The organism is Streptomyces similanensis, assembly GCF_039543625.1.
GTDB lineage: Bacteria > Actinomycetota > Actinomycetes > Streptomycetales > Streptomycetaceae > Streptomyces > Streptomyces similanensis.
Genome location: NZ_BAABKC010000111.1, coordinates 25916 through 44541 on the forward strand (window position 1 = coordinate 25916; position 18626 = coordinate 44541).

General features: G+C 70.4%; 15 protein-coding genes and 3 pseudogenes. 8 read left to right on the forward strand and 10 right to left on the reverse strand.

The window, feature by feature from the left end:
* The first annotated feature begins 22 nt into the window (after positions 1-22).
* Genes ABEB07_RS39315 through ABEB07_RS31160 form a run of 5 tightly spaced genes read left to right on the forward strand, consistent with a single transcriptional unit; the run spans position 23 to position 4521 of the window.
* Positions 23-808 (forward strand): tyrosine-type recombinase/integrase, encoded by a 786-nt coding sequence (locus ABEB07_RS39315; protein ID WP_425589107.1) that lies wholly within the window; start codon positions 23-25, stop codon positions 806-808.
* Positions 772-1146 (forward strand): tyrosine-type recombinase/integrase, encoded by a 375-nt coding sequence (locus tag ABEB07_RS39320; protein ID WP_425589108.1) that lies wholly within the window; start codon positions 772-774, stop codon positions 1144-1146. Before ABEB07_RS39315 ends, ABEB07_RS39320 begins: the two co-directional genes overlap by 37 nt.
* Positions 1143-1469, forward strand: a complete 327-nt coding sequence (locus tag ABEB07_RS31150; protein WP_345671389.1) for a helix-turn-helix domain-containing protein — start codon at positions 1143-1145, stop codon at positions 1467-1469. Before ABEB07_RS39320 ends, ABEB07_RS31150 begins: the two co-directional genes overlap by 4 nt.
* A complete protein-coding gene (locus ABEB07_RS31155) occupies positions 1466-3826 on the forward strand; it encodes an XRE family transcriptional regulator (protein WP_345671390.1) in 2361 nt (786 codons plus the stop codon). Before ABEB07_RS31150 ends, ABEB07_RS31155 begins: the two co-directional genes overlap by 4 nt.
* Positions 3823-4521, forward strand: a complete 699-nt coding sequence (locus ABEB07_RS31160; RefSeq protein WP_345671391.1) for a hypothetical protein — start codon at positions 3823-3825, stop codon at positions 4519-4521. Before ABEB07_RS31155 ends, ABEB07_RS31160 begins: the two co-directional genes overlap by 4 nt.
* 126 nt (positions 4522-4647) lie before the next feature.
* Here the strand turns inward: ABEB07_RS31160 and ABEB07_RS31165 are convergent, their stop codons facing one another.
* On the reverse strand, positions 4648-5172 hold the full coding sequence (locus ABEB07_RS31165) for a hypothetical protein (RefSeq protein WP_345671392.1): 525 nt from the start codon (positions 5170-5172) through the stop codon (positions 4648-4650).
* Positions 5173-5250: 78 nt separating this feature from the next.
* Positions 5251-5745: a hypothetical protein gene (locus ABEB07_RS31170; protein ID WP_345671393.1), complete on the reverse strand. Its 495-nt coding sequence runs from the start codon at positions 5743-5745 to the stop codon at positions 5251-5253.
* Positions 5746-5868: 123 nt separating this feature from the next.
* Between ABEB07_RS31170 and ABEB07_RS31175 the strand changes: the two genes are divergently transcribed.
* Positions 5869-6213 (forward strand): hypothetical protein, encoded by a 345-nt coding sequence (locus tag ABEB07_RS31175; protein ID WP_345671394.1) that lies wholly within the window; start codon positions 5869-5871, stop codon positions 6211-6213.
* A gap of 24 nt (positions 6214-6237) precedes the next feature.
* Here ABEB07_RS31175 and ABEB07_RS31180 read toward each other — a convergent pair whose 3' ends face one another.
* The 3 genes and pseudogenes from ABEB07_RS31180 to ABEB07_RS39325 all read right to left on the reverse strand — a co-directional run.
* Positions 6238-6729 carry a hypothetical protein gene (locus ABEB07_RS31180; RefSeq protein ID WP_345671395.1) on the reverse strand — a complete coding sequence of 164 codons (492 nt, stop codon included), beginning with the start codon at positions 6727-6729 and terminating at the stop codon, positions 6238-6240.
* 80 nt (positions 6730-6809) lie between these two features.
* Entirely contained in the window at positions 6810-7196 is a 387-nt protein-coding gene (locus ABEB07_RS31185; protein WP_345671396.1) for a hypothetical protein, read from the reverse strand.
* A gap of 139 nt (positions 7197-7335) precedes the next feature.
* Positions 7336-7437 (reverse strand): annotated as a pseudogene (locus ABEB07_RS39325) (hypothetical protein); the annotation flags it as partial.
* Between ABEB07_RS39325 and ABEB07_RS31190 the strand changes: the two are divergent.
* A pseudogene (locus ABEB07_RS31190) lies at positions 7396-7503 on the forward strand (IS5 family transposase); the annotation flags it as partial. The pseudogenes ABEB07_RS39325 and ABEB07_RS31190 overlap by 42 nt on opposite strands.
* Positions 7504-7546: 43 nt before the next feature.
* Here the strand turns inward: ABEB07_RS31190 and ABEB07_RS31195 are convergent.
* From ABEB07_RS31195 to ABEB07_RS31210, 4 genes are all read right to left on the reverse strand, one after another.
* Positions 7547-12139, reverse strand: a complete 4593-nt coding sequence (locus tag ABEB07_RS31195; protein WP_345671397.1) for an nSTAND1 domain-containing NTPase — start codon at positions 12137-12139, stop codon at positions 7547-7549.
* Entirely contained in the window at positions 12136-13062 is a 927-nt protein-coding gene (locus ABEB07_RS31200; RefSeq protein ID WP_345671399.1) for an alpha/beta hydrolase, read from the reverse strand. Before ABEB07_RS31200 ends, ABEB07_RS31195 begins: the two co-directional genes overlap by 4 nt.
* 1659 nt (positions 13063-14721) lie before the next feature.
* The gene (locus ABEB07_RS31205; protein ID WP_176146552.1) at positions 14722-16344 is read right to left on the reverse strand and encodes a right-handed parallel beta-helix repeat-containing protein; all 1623 of its coding nucleotides are present in this window, start codon (positions 16342-16344) and stop codon (positions 14722-14724) included.
* A 327-nt stretch (positions 16345-16671) separates the two neighbouring features.
* Positions 16672-17451 (reverse strand): MFS transporter, encoded by a 780-nt coding sequence (locus tag ABEB07_RS31210; RefSeq protein ID WP_345671422.1) that lies wholly within the window; start codon positions 17449-17451, stop codon positions 16672-16674.
* On the opposite strand from ABEB07_RS31210, the pseudogene ABEB07_RS39330 reads away from it, so the two are divergent.
* Positions 17452-17700 (forward strand): annotated as a pseudogene (locus ABEB07_RS39330) (type I-E CRISPR-associated endoribonuclease Cas2); the annotation flags it as partial. It abuts the gene before it with no gap.
* On the opposite strand, the gene ABEB07_RS31220 reads toward ABEB07_RS39330, so the two are convergent.
* On the reverse strand, positions 17633-18469 hold the full coding sequence (locus ABEB07_RS31220; protein ID WP_345671401.1) for a tat (twin-arginine translocation) pathway signal sequence: 837 nt from the start codon (positions 18467-18469) through the stop codon (positions 17633-17635). The pseudogene ABEB07_RS39330 and the gene ABEB07_RS31220 sit on opposite strands and share 68 nt — an antisense overlap.
* Positions 18470-18626 lie beyond the last annotated feature (157 nt).

Genomic DNA, 18626 nt, shown 5'->3' on the forward strand with positions numbered 1-18626 from the left:
ATCTAACGCAACGGAGGTTGGAGTGGCTGGAGCGGCTGATCTGGCTGGGGCGGCCCACCTGATGCTTGTGGACGGGGTCTCGTATCTGGACCCCGAGCCAGCGGTGTTCGAGGCGATGCTGGAGGGGTGGACCAAGCAGCAGAGGAGCCGCTTCCTGAACTGGGACTCGACCATCAAGCCGAGGCTGTCGCTGGTCCGCCGGTTCGCCGAGTTCACCAACCAGTACCCGTGGCAGTGCCAGCCGGCCGAGGTCGAGGCGTTCATCGACCACCTGCGGGCGAAGACGCCGACGTTCACGGTGTCGAGCGGCCGCGGTTGCCAGAACCACCTGCGACTGTTCTGCGAGTACATCACGGACGCGCGCTACGGCTGGGTGAACGTCTGCCAGGAGCGCTTCGGCCAGGTACCGGTGCAGATCCTGCACGAGTGGAACACCGTCACCCACGTCAGCGAGTACGAGGGCGACCCGAGTCGTCGCCCGCTGCCCTATGACGAGATCCAGGCCCTGTTCGACGCCGCCGACGGACGGGTCGAGGAGATCCGGAAGCGCGGTCGCAAGGGCGCGTTGGCCGCGATGCGGGACTCCGCCCTGCTCAAGAGCTACTACGCCTACGGCATGCGCCGTCGGGAGAGCGTGCATCTCGATGTCGCCGACCTGCGGCGGAACCCGAAGGCGCCGCAGTATGGGCGCCACGGGCGGTGTTCGTCCGGTACGGGAAGTCCTCGAAGGGCAGCCCGCCCAAGCGCCGCACCATCTTCACGGTCCCGGAGATGGACTGGATCGTCGACGTCCTGGACCACTACCTGACCGAGGTCCGCCCCCGGTTCGGTGCCGGGAAGCACCCGGCGATCTGGGTCACCGAACGCAGTGGGCGCCTGTCCCGCCGGTCGGCGAACGAAGCCTTCGACGCCGCACGGCAGGCCGCTGACCTGCCAGAAGAGCTGAAATTGCACTGCCTGAGGCACTCGTACATCACGCATCTCGTCGAGTTCGACTACCCGGAGCGGTTCGTCCAGGACCAGGCCGGACACGGCTACGCCAGCACCACGGCCATCTACACCGGCGTCTCGGACGAGTACCGCAACCGGCCCCTGCAGCGGAAGTTGACTCATCGCTACCCCGGCATCTGGGAGGACCCCAAGTGATCAAGAAGATGGGCTACCGCTGGAACCTGCGCAAGCTCATGGCCGACCGGGAGATGCTCCAGACCACCGACCTGGCGCCGCTGCTGGCCGAACGGGGTATCGCCCTCTCTCGCGAGCAGGTCTTCCGGCTGGTCACGCAGCCTCCGCAGCGGCTGTCGATGGATGTCCTGGCGGCCCTGTGCGACATCCTCGCCTGCCAGCCGAACGACTTGATCGAGGTCCAGGTCGTCAACGAGGAACTCCGCAAGACCGCCGGCGGCGAGACGCCCGGACCGCTTCCGGCCGTATGCCGGACCTCCATCCGGCGCCCGGAGGGCCTGTGACCGCGCCCTCGCCGACCGCGCCGTCGGTCGTCGCCCGCCTCGCCGCCCAGGCCGCGCGCCTCGAAGCCGCCACCTCCGCTGTCACCACCCACCTCACCGCTGCCCTGCCCGGCCTCGATGCCGAGGAGGCCGCAGCCGCACTGGCGGTCGCGGTGCCGATCCCCGTCCGCGGGGCGGCCCGCTACCTTGAAGAGCTCGCCGAGCACCTGGCCGGCCATCCCGCGGCCCTGACCTCCAGGAGTTCTCTCTGCCCGCCGGTCCTGCTGCGACTGACCCAGGTGCTGCACGAGGGAGGCCATCCGGTGGTCCGCCCCGGCTGCGCGCACTGCGGCAGGGTCCGGACCGACCTTCGCCAGCTCCGGCCCGAGGGACGGCTCTGCGCGACCTGTGACGCCAACAGTCGCCGCGCCACGTGCGCGCGCTGCCAGCGCGAGGGCATGCGGATCTCCGCCCGCCGGCCCGAGGGCGGCATCTGCACGGCCTGCTACCACAAGGACCCCGCCCGCCTGGAGGAGTGCGCCGGGTGCGGCGAGCACCAGAACCCGGTCGTCCGCCGAGAAGACGGCCGGGGCCTGTGCGTCAGGTGTTGGAATCGCCCCACTCACACCTGCGTGACCTGCGGCAAGACCGCGGTCACGGCACTGGTCGACGCCGACGGCGCCGTCTGCCACCTCTGCTACAACCGCCACCGTCGCCCACGACGGCCCTGCGGCCGGTGCGGACAGCTCAAGCGCATCGCACGCAACGCGCACGACGGTGAGCCCGACCTGTGTGACGGCTGCTACCGCGGCCCCGAGGTGACCTGCTCCGCCTGCGGTCGCATCCGGCCCTGCAGCAGCAAGCTCCAGGGCCAGCCCGTCTGCGGCAACTGCTACCGGCGCAACCGACAGGGTGAGCCATGCGCCCGCTGCGGCCGGACCAAGCCGGTCAACATGCGATGGCCGATCGGGCCGCTCTGCATGACCTGCTACAACACCGTCCTCCGGTCGCCGGCCGAGTGCTCACGCTGCGGCACGGTCCAGCCGCTCATCGCGCGGGACGCCGACGGCACCGGCGTCTGCGGACCCTGCGTCGGCTTCGCCGCCGACTACACCTGCCGCCAGTGCGGCCGGGCCGGCAACCCCCACAGCCGGGGCCGGTGCGCGTTCTGCGTTCTCGCCGAGCGGGTCAGCCTCCTGCTCGCCGGGGCCGACGGCGTAGTCCCCGAGCAGTTGCGGCCGCTCGCGACGGCGCTGGCGGCCGCGCCGACGCCCTTCCAAGCGATCCAGTGGATCCGCGAGAGCCCGAACAGCAAGCTCCTCGCCCGCCTCGTCACCGAGGACCGTCCGCTCAGCCACGAGCTGCTCGACGAGCTGCCACCCAGCCGGAACCAGCGCTACATCCGCCAACTCCTCGTGCACACCGGCGTCTTGGGCCCCCGCAACGAGGACATCGAACGGATCCCCGGTTGGCTGGAGCACGAACTGGCCGACAAACCGGCGGCCCACGCCAACCTCGCCCGCCCCTTCCTGCACTGGTTCCTGCTCCGACGCGCACGCCAACGCGCCGCCGTCCGCCGCTACCCGGCCTCCGCCGACCGCGATCTCAGACGTCGCGTCAGCGTTGCCCTGGAACTGCTGGCCTGGCTCGACCAGCAGCAACTGGCACTCGAAGACCTCACTCAGGAGCACGTCGACAGCTGGGTTACTGGCGGCGCGAGCCAACGGCGCTACCTGGTCCGCCACTTTCTGAACTGGACCGCGAGCCGCCGGCTCACCCGCGAGCTCACCGTCCCCTCGATCCCGCAGCAGGAGCCTCAGGCCCTGCTCGATGAGGACGACCGCTGGAGCCTCCTCCAGCGATGCCTCACCGACGACACCGTGCCCCTGGACGTCCGAGCAGCCGGCGCGATCACCCTGCTCTTCGGTCCGTCCGCGGAGCGGCTCTGCCATCTGACGCCAAACCATGTACAGCGCGGCGGCAAGCACACCCACCTGATGCTCGGCCGTCACCCCGTACTGCTGCCCCCGCGACTGGCCGGTCTGCTGCACCATCTGGCGGAAGAGCCCCTGCCCGGCTCACGATCCCTGTTCGCCCAGGCCACCCCGGGCCCCCGGCTGCTATTCCCGGGCCTGGTCCCAGGAAAGCCCATCTCGACCCACGCCATGACGCAGAAGCTCAACCGCCACGGAATCCCGGTTCGCGCGGCCCGCAACTCCGCCCTCGCCGCGCTCGCCGCCGACCTCCCCAGCCCCATCCTCGCCGACCTGACCGGCATGCACCGCCACACCGCGATCCGCTGGGTCACCTACGCCCGACGCGACTGGGCCGATTACCTCGCAGCACGCGCCGAGGACCAACAGGAAGGCAGACGATGACCGACCCGACCGGACGCAACGACGGGCGCACAGCCCAAGAAGTGCTCGACTACCTGGTCACGCACCTGAACGGCGCCCTGCGCCGCCCGGGAATGTACGGCGGTGAGACCGCGATCAGGCTCTACCTCGACGCGGTGGCGTTCGCGGAGACCTCCGAGCAGGAGTGGCAGCAGGAATTGAAGGACCTGCAAACCCGCCGAGGATCCTCCTCCACCGGCGTGCGCGGAGCCTTTCAAGATCTCTGGGGTGATGCACACGAGGGCGCCGTGGCCTCGGTCTATGCCGAGATCGCACACCGCCAGGGCTGGCTGCAACTCGACCGGACCCTCACCCCGGCCGAGCACCACGAGATCCGTCGCGTCAGCGAGACCTGGTGCCGCAAGGACCGCCTTCTCAGCGATATCGTCACGGCGTTCGGGCCGCCCTCGGTCCTTTTCGGGGAAAACAACCCCAACTACCCCAAGACGCTGGCCTACGCGACCGCCCAACGCGACGACACCCTGCTCTGCTTCCACCTCTGGAACAGCTTCGCCCCTCAGCCAAGCTTATCGTCGGCTTCCGTCCATGCCGAACCTGTCCTCTGGGCATTCCGGGACGGCGGCACCTTGTTCACGGACGGCTTCACCTTCACACCGGAGGGCACAGCCCGACGCGACCAGGCCGGCTGCCTCGCGGCGCGTGCCGAGGAACAATGACGGGATGGTCACGAGTAGGGCTGATCGCGGCTGGGAGGCACCGTCCGAAGAACGCTTTCCGAGCGGCGAGTGATCATTTCCTCGAAACCGAGTCGGATGTGGTCGGGGCGATGACGGGCATGCCGCTCAGCCATTGATCAGCGGGTCGTAGGGCTCATCCTCTGGCGTGAAGATCAGGATGAAGTCCTTGCCAGCCTCGGTCGCGACCTCGCGCAGGCGGGCCAGGACGTCGGCCTCAGTGGGAAGGTCAAGGCTGAGAGCAGTGGCCGCCCGGTCCCGCCGAACTGCGAGGTCGGGCATGTCCTCCACGTACTGGGCGGCCAGCTCACCGCTCTCCTCCGCGGTGAACGCTCGGCAGTCGCGCCACCAGGGCGCGACCAGGAGGAGCCGCAGGAGTTCCGGCAGGCCGATCGCGACCAGAGCCGCGCCACCTTCGGAATCCGCGTACAGGACCGGACGTTCCTCCCCGCCGTCGCCGCAGAAGAAGTACGTGCCCCCGGCTCCATCACCCGCGAAGCCCTCCAGCGCCGCACCCGATGCGAGGTGGACGTCCTCGCCATGGTCTCCCCGGTCGAGGTCAAAGTCGCCAGGCCAGGCGAGGAAACGGGCAGCATCTGCGTGCTCGTGGATGGCGGTGATCAGCGATTGCATGCGCCGCACCATAGCGGCCGGGAACGACACTCACGCGCTCGCTGGCAACACACCGACCGGTGTGTATGGCGGTGAGGATCAAGACATCAGGCGGATGGTGGGGGACTGCGCGCTAGTGGCGAGGGGGTGAGCACAGTGGGTACAGGTTTGGCTCACGGGGCGAACCATATTGCTCTGGATACTGAACGCTTCGGCCTGCTGCGATTCTGGACAGCGGTATCCCAGGTACAGCCGGACCCACGGCGCGCGCGTCAGCACGGTTGCCGGCTCGTCCCGCTTGGTGTCATGGAACGGCGCCCACCAGTAGTCGACGACGGCCCGGAGTGCCGTTCGCTCCCGCTCGTCGGTGACGTCGAAGGCGGCAACGCGACCCGCAGCCGGATGATCCGCTCTCTGACTACCTGAACAAACCGCGCATTCCTCGCCATATCGGAGGTGAGTAGTGCGGCCGGTGCGCTTACAGATGAAGCAGTCCAAGCTCAGGTCCAGCTTCTTCTGCCAGTGGAGGTTGTGGAAGACCTCGCCTCGGAGAGGCACTGTCAGTTCGGCGGTGATCTCAACGTTTCGCAGCACTGTGCGACTTTCGCAGACGGGAGCGTAGGGGGCACCGTTGCGGTCACCGCCCAACGGATCCTCGTCGCGGACCGGTCCGGGCAGGCTCTGTCCGGCGGATCAAGGCGGCATAGGCTCCAGAGCATGCACAGCACCCTGACGGAGCACGCCCGGTGTCTCTACGGAGACGAGTACCGACCTACACCGAAGTGCGACGGCGACCACCAGGAGCGCTACTTCATCGAAGAGCTGACCTTCGCTGACGCAGATTCGATCCTCGCCATGCTGCGTGAGCTGAGCCCGCACGTCGTCGACGGCCATCTGCCGGTCTGGGTCCGCAACCTGGCCTACCGTCTGGTGCTCCTGCAGCGGCCGGACGAGCCGACGCTGCTGCGAGAGGCCGCCGAAAACCTCTGGCTGCATGGACCGGACTGGGACGACATCGCAGCAGACCTGAAGCGGCGGGCCGACTCTCTGGAACCGGGCTGAGCCGGACGGGGGCTCTGGCGAGGATCATGTGGGAGAGGTGGGAATAGTGCACAGTCGGAATAACCCCCTCCCGCCAGTAGTGTGCGGGTACTGCGGGAGGCCCCAGAACTGGTCGACCCCCCACGCGGCGACCTGTTCGCCGCTGAAATAGTCGCCCTCCGCACCGGGGACGACCAGCCGGGGTTCCACCTCCAGCAGGAGTGGAAGGTACTCGCCCTCCGGCAGCAGCGCACCGAACGCCTCGATCACGCCGCCGTCATCCGGATCGGCCAGGGCTGCGGTCAGCCGGTCCTGCATGTTTTCAAGGGACAACTTCTCGTTCGCGCCTTCCAGACGGCGGAACAGGAACGGGCACGTTCCGCAGGGGAAGCTGAGTTCGAAGGCAGGCGCATCGTCGATCAGGAGCAGGCGGCGCCGCGGCCCGCCACCAAGCTCGTGCGGTTCTGTCCCGAATTGCAAGCGCGCTTCGGGGGCGGGAAGGCCGAGGCTGCGCGGTTCGCTCTCTTTGATCATCACAGACCGACCGTACGGGACGGCATGGACCAGCCCTACCGAGTACTGAGTCGCCACCTGGCCCGCCGGGCCAGATGGCGCCCTCAGTCACATGGGATCGGGGCAGGCCGTGCGCGCTGCCACCGCGGCTCGGCGTTCGGGTGGGGCTGGGCCTGGAGCCGTTCACGGAGGTTGATCTCCTCCGGGGTGAGCCGGTCCTCGGGCCGGCGGATGCGTACGGGCTCGGGCCGCAGCGGCAGGCCGCCGTCGGCCGCGGCTTCCTCGGCTTCCGCGAGCGCCCGGTAGAGCGAGGCGACCGACGGAGAATTGCCCGCGTTCTTCCCGGTCTTGATGGTCGGCTTCTTCGCGATGTCGGGGACGGGGACGCCCTTGTCCTCGAACGCGACGGCGATGGTGAGCATGTCGTCGTCGACGACCTTCGGGCGTCCGCCGCGGACGCCCTTGGACGCGGCGATGACCTGGCCTTCCATCTGACTCGCCAGCTCCTGCCGCGCGGTCGACGTCCTGGCGTACCCGATGCGAACGGGCGCTCGGTGCGGGATGCTGGCACGGCGGCGAGCGCCGCGCCCTGCCTTTGGAGACGAGGACGAAGCGAGGGGTGTGGTACTTCGCGGCGGTCTTCCCGCCACGGGTGCGGCAGGCGGCGCCGGCCGGCGCGTCACAGTTCGGGCAGTGATCCAGCCTGCCATGACCGACCTGGCAGACCGTCACCTCACCGGCGAGAACACGATCTCTTGGCGCGACCCGACACCCCAGAGTCAAACACCTGTTCCGGGACAAAGCATCGGGAGAAAACGACCTCTCGGTGACCCCCCCACCGTCATCGAACCGGCCTGTCCTCGGGCCTGCCGAAGAGGTATACGTCCATGTCGGCGCATAGGGCGAGGCGTCCGTCGGGGGTGAACTCCAGGGAGGTAACGGGAGCGTCGCCGGGCACCGTGAACATGTCGGAGGCGGCGTCACAAAACGGCGGCGGCCACGTGCCGCCGGGCGTCTCCCAGACCGTCACCCGCCCGACGGCGTCGCCCGTCGCCAGCAGCAGGCCGCCGTCGACGACGCGTCCCGCGAGAGACACCACGTGGCTCCGCCGCACACCCGTGGTCGCCGCCCGGTGCGACGTACCCGGGGATGGCGCACCGGGCGCGGGTCGAGAGTCGACGGCCACCTGCGTACCGTTCCCCTCCGGCTTCCCGCCGCCCCGGTCAGGGCTGGACATGGACGGCCGGTTGTGACCGGTCCCGTCGAGATCCCGGCGTGCGAGGATGACAGCGTCGGTGCCGTCCCACGCCCGGATCGTTCCGTCGTCGCAGGCGATCACGGCGACGGGGCACCCCTGTACGCGAACGCAGACGACCTTCGTCGTCTGCCATCTCTCCTGCAGCCGATGTCTCGTGAAGTCGGTGCCGCTGCGCTTCCAGAGCACCACCGAGCCGTTCGCCAGGGCGACGGCGATGGCGAGGTCGCCGTCCGCGGGAGCGCAGGCGAGCGCGGTCACCCGGCTGCCGCAGCTCTCCAGCCGGTGCAGCGCGACACCGCTGATCAGGTCCCACACCTCGACGCGGTGGGTGAAGTCGGCGGTGACGGCGATCGGGCGGCCCCTTTCGTAGCCGATCGCCGCTGCCACGGTCCACCGCGGCCGCTGCCGTTCCATCGTGGTGCCCGTCGCGAGGTCCCACACTTCCACCGGGCGGTTGGCGGACCGGGAGAGGGCCAGCAGCCGGCCGTCGACCACGGCCGCGACGACGCCGGTGAACGCCGAGACCCCGTCGGTGACGGCAGGCAGGGCCGGCACTCCCGAGTCCATGCGCCACGCGCGCACCGTCGAGTCACGGCCCGCGCTCACCACGTACCGCCGCCGGTACCCGCCACCGGTGACGGCCGCGCCGACGACGGCCCGGGTATGACCGTCGCTCGGCGCCCGGGTCGGCACCACTAGGTCACAGACGTGGGTTGATCCGTCGGCCGTTCCGAGTACGGTGGTGACGGCCTGACCGGCAGAGACGTGCAGGTGCACCGCGGAGAACGAGGTTGGCTCGGAGGGACTGGGGGCCACGACGGTGCTCGGCGGCCGCCACACCGACGAGGAGGCGGTCAGCTCACGGGTCTCCAGGTCAAGCAGCCGTACGGTGCCGTCCTCGCAGGCCAGGATCGCCATGGGGCGACCGCCCAGATCGGTGCAGGACACTGCGACGGCCGGCGAAGGCAACTTCACGCTTTCCACCTCGCGCGGTGCGCGCGGCCTGCGCAGCGACCAGACCCGCACGGTGGCGCCGTCGGTCGTCACGGCGAGGGGAGTGGTGTTGACGACGGCGCAGCCGATCGAGCGGATGGCCGGGCGTCCCGGTTGCGCCGCGGTCGGCGTGAGCTTGCCGCGCAGCGGGTCCCAGACGTACAGGACGCCCTGTGGACCGCCGGCGACCACGATGTCCCAGCCGCGCCGCAGAATCTCGTTGCTCGCCTCGGGGTTCGCGTCCACGGTGGCCGTCGCCAGGCTGCTGAGGCTACCGTCCGCCAGCTGTCTCCTCCAGGGCAGCGCCGTCGCGTCGGCGAGGTCCCAGGCGCGCAGCTCGCCGCTTGCCGATGCGCTCACCACGGCTTTCCTGCCCGCCAGTTCGAGGGTGACGAGCGCGGTCGTCGGTGCGGCGTCCGCCTCCGTCGGAGCGGGGGTGCGGATCCGCCCCGAGGCGAGGTCGTAGATGTGGACGGCGCCCGTGTCCGTGCCGACGACCAGCAGGTCGTGGTCAGGCAGTGCAGCAGCGGTCACGGCGGTGGCGTTCAGGTCGGCCACCGCGTCGGGCAGTTCGATCGAGCGGCCGGTCGCCATGTCCCAGGCCTGGAGGGATCCGCGGCCGACGGTGACGATGGTGTCCCGTCCGGCGAGGCCGACGCAGGTCACCGAGTCGACCGGCCCGCCTCCGTCGGCCAGGCGATGCACCGACAGTGCAGCCGGCACGCTGCCCGAGGCGGCCCACACAGGCCGCCAACGGCTTTCCTCCGTGCTGGGGTCGAGGCCGGCCAGCAGCGGGGTGTGCTGATGGCGGGCGGCGTCGCAGGCCAGGACGTGCCGGCGGTCCTGCGGTGACATCTCGTGGTGGACGTCCAGGTGGGCGCGGTACACGGCGGCGGCCAGCCGCCCCCGCTCGGTGGCGAGGCCGCGCAGCCATGGGACGAGTCCGGTGGGCCGGGCGTGGACGAGGAATTCGCCGTCTGTGACGAGTTCGTCGAGGCGGCCCGCCGCCGCGGCCATCGCCGCCAGGTGGTGCAGGACGTACGGGTCGGCTTCTTGCCACCGCGGCCTGCCGTCGGTTGCCCGGGGCACCATCTCCCGGAGCCGTTCGTACCACAGGGTTTCGGCGTCTGGCGGAGCCTCGTTCCGCCGCAACTCGTCGGCCAGCGCTTGGTGGTACAGGCGGTAGACCGAGCGGCCGTCCTCGTCGAGGGTCTCGACCAGGTACGGTCCGAGGGCGTCGTTTCGCAGAAGGCGGGTCAATCGCTCGGCGGTGGGCGCCACCTGGTCCGGGTGGTCGGCCGCGAGTGTCGCCCAGATCTGGTGGAGGGGCATGCCGTGGCCCTCCACGTAGGCGAGCGGCAGGAGGAGCGCCCTCGCCTCTGCCGCCCGCTCCGGGGTCAACTGCCGCGCCAGGGCCCAGCGGAAGGCGCGGTCGACCAGTGCTGAGGACCCGGACGCCGGATCGTACTCCGGCAGGTCCAGCGCCGAGCGCGTCGGTGGGATTCCGGAGCTGGCGACCGAGCGGGCCATCAGCCGGGCCACGAGGTAGATGGCGTGTGCCGCCCGGGCGATCTCGTTGGCGGCCGAGGAGATGAGGGCATGGGGCAAGCTGGTCCCGCTGTGGGGTCCGAGCGGCGTACGAAGGATGAGCTCGCAGTACCGCACGAGGTCGTCGGGCTCGTTCCATTCCGGAGCCGCGAGGTCGACGATCCGGGCGTAGGGCGCCTTGTCCGCCACCGCGTCCGCGAGATGGGGGCGGGTCCCGATGAGCAGCCGCAACCGGGGCGTCGCGCCCGCCAGTTCGGCCAGGAAGCGGGCTATGCGGCGCTCCTCGTCGTGGGCCATGCCCGACTCGTCGAGCGCGTCGACGACGATGGTGGTGATGCTGTCGAGCGCGCCCAGGCGTTCCCGCAGCGCCGCCTCGGTCGGCTCGGGGCAGTCGAACGACGCGGCAAGGGCGGAGACGATCTGCGGCAGGCCCAGGGCGCGGGCGTGCACGGCTACGGTGACGGAGCCGCTCGGCGGCAGCGTACCGGGGGCGACGGCGTCGGCGGGAATGGCGTCGCGCGCGTCGTCGTCGGCGAGTGTGACGAGGCGGCCCAGAACCGCGGACTTGCCCACGCCCGGCGGACCGGTCACCACGAAGACGCGGGCGTCGCGGTCGTTCTCGCCCCGCATCCATCCGGCCAGTCGCCTCAGCACGTCGACCCGACCGGTGAAGTAGTGGCCGCTCTCCTGGGCGGTCTGCCGGCCCGCTCCCCGGGGCGAGAAATGTTCTACCAGCTCCCGGTTGCGGCGCTGCTGTTCGGCGGCGCCGTAACCGGACGCCGCGCCGAGCCATCGCACGAAGTGCCGCTGCTCGGCGACGTCGAGGTCGCGGTCGACCATGAGCAGCTCGGGGACGTGGAAGGGGTTGGGGAAGAACCCGGTGGCAGGGTCACCTCGCACGGTGTCGTCGCACAGCTGCGCCCAGTCCGCGTGGTGGTCCACGCCGCGCCGCCGGAACTCCGTGTTGAGCGCGCCGACGAGGTCCGGCAGGGAGATGTGACTGGCGCGGTTGCCGATCCAGGTCTCGTCGGCGAGCACGTGTGAGAGGGCCGCGCTGAACGCGCTGTCCTTCGCTTCCTCCGTGATCCGCGCGGCGCTGAGTACGCCGAAGGACTTCAGGAAGCGGTGGTCGGCGCCCGGTGCGTGGGCGACCGCGTGCTTGGCGCGGACGGCCCAAGTCACCGCGTCAACCGCGCCCCGGCCCGCGTAGCAGGCGTCTATCACGAGCAGGATGCGCCGGACGCCTTTGAGCGCGGGGAGTTCCACGAGGTGGCGGGTGCTCAGGGCGCTGAGCCTGACCTCAGCCGCCCCAGGATCGGACCTCGAACACATCAGGAAGTGTTCATCGCCGTCCGCCTGCCCGTGCCCGCTGTAGTAGAGGAGCAGGGTGTCGCCGTCGTCGAAGCTTTCCGGGATCCACCGCAAGAGGGGCCCCAGGACATCCTCGGGGCGGGCTGGGTCCAGGCTGCCCTCGGGGAAGACCGGCACCGGCGTGTAGCCCACGGCGGCGAACGAGCCGAGCACCCTCGGCAGGTCATCGGCAACGCCCGGCAGGTCGGGCAGTTCCTCGTGCGCGTACCGCGCGGCGCCGAAAGCCAGCACATAGCGTCGCGATGGCTCCACGTCGTCAGTCATCCCGCTTGCAGACCCTCACCGATCGCCGCACCCGTTTCCCGGGCAGTCAGATGCCGCAGCAGGTCGTGGACTCTCCATCCGTTGTCCACCTGCACGTCGCGCAGGACGCGCGCCTGTGCCTCTGGAGGCGTTTCCGCAGCGTCAGGAGTATTCCCTGCCGGTGCAGCGACCGGGGGGAAGAGATCGGCGAGCTGCTTGACCGAGGCCACCACGTCGTGCCTGTCGGCGAGGTTCGTCCAGTGGACCAGGCTGCCGGGCCAGCGGCCCCGCCCACAACGGGGCGCGGGGCGCAGCCGGTCGAAGACCAACGAGGGCATGCCGAGCGGGGATCCGAGCGTCACGAGGGTCCGGACGGGCCACTCGGAATGGGCGCACAGGGCCTCGTACGCGACGACGGACCCCAAGGAGTGGCCGACGAGTACGGTCGTGTCCGGCCCGACGCGGGCCGCGACCGCCTCCATGGCCCGCTCGCGCACCACGTCCTCTCCGAAGTAGCGGCGCACCTGACGCAGCACGCCGAGCAGGAACCGCTCTGCCACGGGCCCCGGAAGGAAGGGCGAGCGCAGCAGGGCGTTCATGGCCCGCTGCAGCGTCCGCGGCGTGGGTGCCTTGGTCCCGTACTGTTCCTGCGGACCGCCCGCCGCGGCTGCCCACGCCAGGAGGAGGTCCACCTCGTAGGGGTCCGTCACCTCGGCGGCGGAGCGAGGGCCGGTCCGGCCGCCCTTCGCTCCCGGGGTACGGAAGACATCGCCGTAGAAGGCGACGTCGATGTCCTCGACGTCGGGCACAGAGCCCGGAGGGAGCGCCCCGGCCCGCTCGGCCGCCTCCACGCCGTCCGCGAGGGCGGCCGCGACGGGTCCATGGAGGCTCGAGCGTCCCAGGTACTCCTGCCCCACTCCGTGGACGACCACGACGTGCGCCATCACTACCCCCGTCCCGTGCCGGCCCCCAACCACGACGCACCCTTGAGACGGCACGGTCATCGACGGGTGCCCAACACAACTGTATGAGCACTCCGAGGAGTTGACACGAGGGCGCCGCCGCCTGCCGCGTCGTTGCGCCAGTCTAGTCAAGGGAATCCACCGGACGGGGCCACCGGGAGCAACTGGCCGTCACGTTGGTCGAGCCCGCGATGGTGGTGGAAGTTGGCGACGATGTCGCCGTGATGCCTCCGGCCGGTGGCGCCATCCTGAGTGCTGTCACCGCGACGAGGGCGCCTGGCCCGCACCGGTGTCGGGTGAGTCGGCCGAACTACGCGAGGCCCGGAAGCGGATGCGGCTGCTGGAGCAGGAGAACGAGGTGCTCGGAAGGACTGCGGCGTATCTGTCGCAGGCGAGCTTGCCGTCAAAAATGATGCACCCCCTCGTCCGCGAGCCGGCTGCCTCAGCTTCCCCTCAACGGGTGCCGGTGCCAGTGCCGGTGACGTGCCGGTGCTCGGGCCGGCCCGCCGGCCCTGCTGCCGGTGGCCGGCCCGCCGGTCACCGGGACCGGGCTCGCCGAGGCATACCTTGGCCAACGCCCTTTGCGGCGAACCCGAGTTCGGCCACCGCTTCCCCCTCGGCGAGGCCCGTGCCGCTGGTGAGCCGATGGCCGGGCGGACCGCCGTGCGGACCTGCCGAGACAACGGCTGGTGGAGCGCGTCCGGCAAGCGCGGAGGCCGGAGCGAGAACGCTGCTCCACGACGACCGGGTGCGGCGCGACTTCACCGCCGACGGGCCGAACCGGCTGCGGCTGACGGACGTCACGAAGCGCACCTCGCCACGGCCGGTCACCGCGCAACCGCCGGCACCCCGCGTGGCGACGAGATGGATCCTCAGCCGACCCGAGACCCTGACCGAGATCGATCAACTCCGGCGCAAGACCGTCCTGGCCGACTGCCCAGCGCTCGATGCCCTGACCGGTCACGCTCGATCCTTCGCCCAGATGCTCACCGAGCGCCAGACCGAACGACTCCCGCAGTGGCCCGACGCCGTCCGCCAGGACGGTGCTCAAGCGCCAGATGTTCGGCCGCGCCGGCTTCGACCTCCTCCGCAAGCGCGTCCTGGTTTCGGACACAGGGGTGAGAGTTCCGGAATCAGGCGCCCGCCACGCGCCGGATGTCGGTAAGGAGGACGCGCACCGGTATCGCACAAGGAGAGACGCGTGGCGGACCAAGTCCAACAGGAAAAAGACCAGAATCTGTGGCGGGCGCGGTACACCGTCGAGGAGGGGCGGAGCCCCGGGGCGGCCTTCGCCGACCATCTCAGCGTGGCAGCACCCGCCTTCACCGAGGTGGACGGCACTCCCTCGTGCGGAGAAGGCATCGAAGCCTCTCGGCAAGGAGCCCACGGAGGAGCAGGAAGCGCACCGGCAGAAGGACATCCATGCCGCGGCCGATGCGTTGGAACAGGCAAGGAAGTGGACCAACTTCTCCGCCAGCGCACACGACGGTCTGCCCGCCGACTGCGCCCCGCCGGCGTCTGACGTGCCGGCACGCCTGCCTCCGGCCGCGCCCGCCGTGGCAGCACATCGTCGCAGCGGTGGACAGCGCCTGTCAGGTTCGAACCCAGTCCTGTGACGCCGTTCCGCACCGGCGGGGTGGGTCACCCGGTGGCGTTGCCCGTCGTCGTGAGGGTTCCCGTGCCCTGGTCGAGCAGGGCAGGGGAACCCACGCCCCATCCCCGTAGGTCGTTACCGGTCACCCAGGTGCCCTTCGAACCCGGCAGGACCGCGATGGCCGCAGCGGCCTGGCCCGTCCCCTGACGGACGACGTTGCCCTGGCAGGACATGTTCGACGCGGCGCCGCCCAGCCGGATGCCGTAGGCGGCGGCGGAGCCGGCGGTGTTCGCTCCGGTGATGTGGTTGTCCCGCAGCGCCCCGTCAGGGCACCCGACAGCGATGCCGTGGCCGGCGACACCGTCGACCCGGTTACCGGTGACGACGGGCGCGTCGCCGTTCATGGCGGCGCCGGACAGACCCGCGTCGACGCCGATCCCGTCGCCCTCGCAGTCCGCCACCGTGTTCTGGGCGATCACCGCACCGGGCGAATGCTGAACGTGAACACCCTGGCAGTTGCTCACACCTGTGCTCCTCACGGTCCGCGAGACGGTGTTGCCCGTGATCGTGGCACGACGGGCGTATCGCACGTAGATTCCGGTCTCTCCCCGTACCCCGGTGACGACGTTGCCGCTGAGCGAAAGATCGGTGACGGCGTCGATGACGACGATGCCGCCTCCCGTCGAGGAGTCCGTGCCGGTGCCGGTGACGATGTTGCCCTCGACGGACAGGGCCGACATCGGGTTGCCGCCGAGGGACTCCACCTTGATTCCGCTGATCTGCGCCCGCTCCACGGTGTTGCCGTGCACGACGCTGGCGCTCCAGTCCACGGCCCTCACTCCGTGGCCCGCTGCGGCCTCGACATGGTTGCCCAGCACCCTGACCCCGGTGTGCACCACGCCGGCCTTGCCCCCGTGGTCACCGCACAACGCGCCGAACAGGCCGTGCGTCGAGTCCACGAGGCTGCAACCGGTGATGAGGATGTCGGCGCAGGGCGTGTCGTCGTAGGGCGGGCACGGCAGTGATGCCGCGCTGATGGCGCCCGTTATCTGTACGGCTTCCTTGTCGCTGCGGGTGGTGTACGTGGCGTCCAGGCCGTCGAAGACGCAGTTCACGATGCGTGCCCGCCGTACGGCGTTGAGTTCCACCGCATGCGCCGAAGGCACCCGCAGGATCGTGCAGTCCTGGACGAGGACATCCTGGCAGTGTCCGAAACCGATGGCGTCGGAGGTCCTGCTGTACACATCACCCGCCATGTCCCATGTGCCGCCCAGCACCGTCAGGTTGCCGGCGCCCGAGTAACCGGGGGCGTCAGTGGAGGCGTCGAAGTTCTTCAGCAGCGCACCGCTGTCCTTGAGGCGGGTGATGCGCGCGCCGTATGCGCTCACCGTCATCCCCGCGCCCATGACCAGTGACGCGCCGACGAGGTAGCTTCCCGGCGGGATCAGTACGGTGGCACCGAAGGCCGCGGCGCGAGCTGCGCCGAACGCCTGGACGAAGGCCGAGGTGTCGTCCGTGGCGCCGTCCCCCACCGCTCCGTGCCCGCGCACGTCGAAGACCGGCGCCGACGCCGTACCGGAGGCCGCCGCACGCGGCGCTCCGGCAAGACCCGTGGCACCCCACACACCGACTGCCCCGCCGGTGCCGAGCAGCATGGACCGACGCTTCATGTTTCCCCCACCACATACCTTTTACGGCCGGCGCTCACCGGCTCGACCGCAGGATCATACGGTGGACCCGCCGACGCCGACGACGACCTACGGGACGGGCCCGGTGGCAGCTCCTGTCGCGGGTTTCGTAGTCGTCCTCGCACGGCGGTCGGTAGGCTCGGGGCGGTCGTTGACGCGCGCGATTCCGCCGTAGGTGGAGATGCGGCCCTCGGCATACCACAGGGCGCAGCGGTCAGCGCGAGGCGGCGACGTTGCGTCGCAGTGAGCCGGGGGCGCGCAGAGCCCGTTCGATGTTCTCCAACGGTCTGTTACGGGTCTCGGGCACTTTCAGGGCCACGAAGATGACGCAGACCACGTTGAGGGCGGGTAGAGGAGGTAGGTGTCCGAGCGGCCCACCGCGTTGATCGTGCTGAGCACGGTGAGGGCGATCAGGAGGTCGACGCCCCAGACCGCCGGTGTAGCCAGACTGGTCGCAGGACCGCGCACCCCGAGCGGCAGGACCCCCGGGGCGATCAGCCACACTACCGACCGCACGCCGATACCGTCGCACAGGATGTACGCGAACAGGGCGATGATCACGATCAAATGCTGCGCGGGTGATCCGGCCATGAGGAAGGCCGGACCCAGTACGGCCATGGCCAGACCCGACAGCGGAATGAACCAGAGCATGGTCCTGCGCCGGCCGATGCCGTCCACCGTGGTGGCCCCGGTGACGCCCGCGGCGACGAGCATCGGCTCGCTCCCGATGCCGGTCACCAGCGCGACCGACTGCCCGAATCCCGCGTCGGACAGGATCGTCGACGCGTAGCAGACGGTGGCGTTGATACCGGTGAGCCGCGAGAAGGCGGGCACCCCGAGCGCGACGACCAACACGGGGCGCAGCCAGGGCTGCAGCAGTGCCCGGCTGTCCTGGCGCGGCGTCGCTGCCGAGACCTCGCGGATGGCGTCGATCTCGCCGCGGACGTCGGATCTCGCAGGTCGCAGCCGCTGGAGAACTGCGTAGGCCGCGGTGGCGCGCACCTGCTCGACCAGCCAGCGGGGGCTCTCCCGCAGCCTGGTCATGCCGATCGCGAGGACGGCGGCGGGAATGACGGCCAGGCCGAACATCGCTGGCGCCTCGAAATCTCCGCCGACGTCTTCATCGGCAACCCCTCCGCACGCATCCGCGACGTGCTCTGGAACGAAGTCCAGCAATACGCCGGCCAAGGCCGCGCGGAAGGACTCACCCTGATCCGCCGCCCCAACGCCCAGAGGGGGGAGCGCCCGACACTGCGGGACCCGCGTCGGGTCACCAACCGCCATCGAAGAAGGCCGCGAGGGCCTGCGGGGAGTGCGCCGCGCTCGTGGCGTTCGCGACGGCCACGACCAGGACTACGGCCGTCAGGGCCGTGGAGGCCGCGACACTCCATGTCATCAGGCACCGCGCCCGCGTTCCGGCCGGCATGGGAGAAGCCTTGCGCCGCCACAGGATCACGGTCGCCACGGCGAGTGCCAGCGCCACCGCGGCCGCCATCGCCGCCAGCACCGCGTGGTAGAGCGCGAAGTCGTCGACCATGACGGTCAGCGCGGGGGAGTGCCGGCCGTCGGGGTAGTCGGCGAGTTGCTGCCTGGCCTGTTCGACCGTCGTACCGACATCGCCGTCCGTGCCGCCGCCCGACAGCATCGGGAGCAGCGAGGCGAAGGGAGCCGCCGTGCCCTGCACATTGGCCATCAGAGCCACCAGCGCGAAGGGTCCGGTCACCGCGACGAACATCCACGGCAGGACGAGCGAGCGGTGCGTACGCTCTCCGGCCCGCTCCCGTCGCAGCCGCCACAAGACGATGCCGAGTGCCACGACCGAGGCCAGCAGCAGCGCGCTGACACCTGCCTTGACCACGTGGAAGCGGAACCAGAAGGAGACCGTGGCGTCCAGCTGGCCGGGGAAGTCCTGACTGCCGGAGTCCCAGTACGTGACCAGGCCGTGCCGGAAGGTCGTGCCGACGTTGCCGGTGTTGACGGAGCTGCGCGCCAGTGCGTTGGGCGCGACGAAGAACGCGACGAGCAGTGCCCCGGTCGCGGCGGTCAGCAGGCCGATCTGCCGCCGGGGTGTGGTCGTGAGACGGGGCAGGAAGCCAAGGGTGTCCATGAAGGGCTTTCGTGTGTCGGTGCGTCAGAGGCGGCGCGGGCCCGTGGGGGACGGTGACCGGGACCCGAGGACGTGACGGTAACCCGCCGCTGACCTGCCGGTCTGTGGGGCAGGCCGCCGATCATGGGGTAGGGCTATCCCCACCCCGATACGCGTC